General features: G+C 78.6%; 2 protein-coding genes and 1 pseudogene. All 3 read right to left on the bottom strand.

Going from position 1 to position 1953, the window contains the following annotated elements; genetic code table 11:
- Positions 1-37 precede the first annotated feature (37 nt).
- A complete protein-coding gene (locus NT8_RS27995) occupies positions 38-673 on the bottom strand; it encodes a copper chaperone PCu(A)C (protein WP_245646362.1) in 636 nt (211 codons plus the stop codon).
- Entirely contained in the window at positions 670-1308 is a 639-nt protein-coding gene (locus tag NT8_RS27990) for an SCO family protein (RefSeq protein WP_067976074.1), read from the bottom strand. Before NT8_RS27990 ends, NT8_RS27995 begins: the two co-directional genes overlap by 4 nt.
- A 246-nt stretch (positions 1309-1554) precedes the next feature.
- Positions 1555-1953, bottom strand: a pseudogene (locus NT8_RS30210) (hypothetical protein); the annotation flags it as partial.

Below are 1953 nucleotides of genomic sequence, written 5' to 3'. Positions count from 1 at the left end.
TCCGGCGGCCGCCCCGTCGGGGCGGCCGCCGGGCGGGTCAGCCGTGGTCGCCGTGGTCGCCGTGGTCCGCGTCGGCGTCGGCCGAGGGGGAGTCCGCCGCCATCGGGTCCTCCACGGCCGCGTCGACGGACACGTCGCCCGACCGCTCGAAGGTGAGGGTGAGGGCGACCGTGTCGCCCGGGGCCAGGTCGGCGTCGGGCCGCAGCAGCATGAGGTGCAGGCCGCCGGTGGCGAACTCCACCGTCTCCCCCGCGCCGACCGGCACGGTCTCCCGCCGCTCCATGCGCACCTGGTCGCCGTCGGCGACGGTGTCGTGCATCTGGACCTCCTCGGCGGCGTCGGCGGCCACCCCGGTGAGGGTGTCGTCGCCGCCGCCGTTGACGACGGTGAGGTACCCGGCGGTGACGTCGGGGGCCGAGGGGACGCGGACGACGGCGTCCTCGACCGCGATGCTCGGTGCGCTCCCGGCGGACGCCTCCGGCGGCCCGGACTCCGCCGGGGCGGTGCCGCCGCACCCGGCCACGGCGGCGGCGAGCGCGGCCACGACCACCGCCGCCCCCGCACGCCGGCCGGCCCGCCCGCGCCGCACCGCCACCGGGCGCGGAGCCCGCAGGCCGTCCATCTGGGCACCGGCCGGGACGCCGCTCCGGTCGGCGTCGGTGGCGGTGCTCATTCCGCCTCCTCGGCGAGGAGGAGCCGCAGGTCGCCGGCGATGGCGTCGGGCTCGGTGCCGTAGCTCCACATCAGCCGGGACGTGCCGTCGGGCCCGAAGACGAGGGTCTGGCTGCCGTGGCCGACCTGGTAGTCGCCGCTGCGGTCCTCGGGGCGGTCGACGGAGACGCCGAGGTCCGCCGCTGCGGAGTCGGTGGTGTCCAGGTCGCCGCTGAGCCCGGTGAACGACGGGTCGAAGCTGTCGAGCCAGGTGCGAAGGAGGTCCGGGTCGTCGCGCTCGGGGTCGGCCGTCACGAAGACGACGGAGAAGGCGTCGCGCTCCTCCGGGGTGAGGTCGGCGGTGGCGACGGCGAGGTCGGCCATCGTGGTCGGGCAGATGTCGGGGCAGTTGGTGAAGCCGAAGAAGACGGCGGTGGTGCGGCCCGCGGAGTCGTCGCGCAGGTGGTAGTCGGCGCCGTCGGTGTCGGTGAAGGTCGCGTCGGGCAGCTCGAAGGCGCCGTCGATCGGGGTCCCGTTGTAGGGCGAGTCGTCGCCGGGCTGCTGCGGGCCGCCGGAGCAGGCGGCGAGGACGGGCAGGACGGCGGCGAGGGCCGCTCCGCGCAGGAGCGGCCGCGACGGTCGGGGTGCGGTGGGCATGGTGGTCGTTCCCGTGGCAGGCCGACGCGCAGCGGCGGGGCCGCGTGCGGCGTGGCGGTGGATGGTGGCCGTCTTCGGGGGTGTCCTCCGCGCGTCCGGGGTCCGGTGGCGCGGAGGGCCCCATCGAGGTCGTGTCCTTCGCGGCGCTTCGGGCGCGCGGTCACGCGCTCCGTGCGGCGCTTCGCGGCGCGCACGGCGGGGGCCCGGACGGCGCACGCCGGTCCGGGGGACGTCGAAGGACAGTCCCTAGCTGGGAACGGCCGGGGGCGCCCGTCCGGCGACCGCGTGCCGGAGCAGCCGCGACCGCAGGGCGGCGGGGGCCGTGTCGCCCCGCCGGGCGGGGGCCGGGCGCGGTGTCCGCACCGGGCCGACCGGCGGCGGCAGCAGGGCCGCCCGGAGCCGGCCGGCGACGGCCCACAGGGCCTCCTCGCCGGACGCCAGCCACCAGCCGGTGACGAGGGCGGCCCACACATGGGCGAGGACCATGACCGGCCCGCCCCCGTTGAGCAGCGCGTCGCCGCACACGTGGCCGAGCGCGGCGAGTCCGGTGGGGACGCCGTGTCCCCCGCCGGGGGCGGCCGCGTGCAGCAGCAGGTGCAGCGCGGCCTGCGCGGCGAGGAGCCCGCCGGTCACGGCGGGCGCCGA

Source organism: Nocardiopsis trehalosi NBRC 14201 (genome assembly GCF_001552555.1).
Lineage (GTDB): Bacteria > Actinomycetota > Actinomycetes > Streptosporangiales > Streptosporangiaceae > Nocardiopsis_B > Nocardiopsis_B trehalosi.
Note: the sequence above shows the minus strand (reverse complement) of the source record. Positions and strands in the feature narration are given on the sequence as shown.

What these genes read in the sequence shown, in the direction of transcription:
- NT8_RS27995 (WP_245646362.1), bottom strand. Translation starts at nt 673, where the DNA reads ATGAGCACCGCCACCGACGCCGACCGGAGCGGCGTCCCGGCCGGTGCC.
- NT8_RS27990 (WP_067976074.1), bottom strand. Translation starts at nt 1,308, where the DNA reads ATGCCCACCGCACCCCGACCGTCGCGGCCGCTCCTGCGCGGAGCGGCC.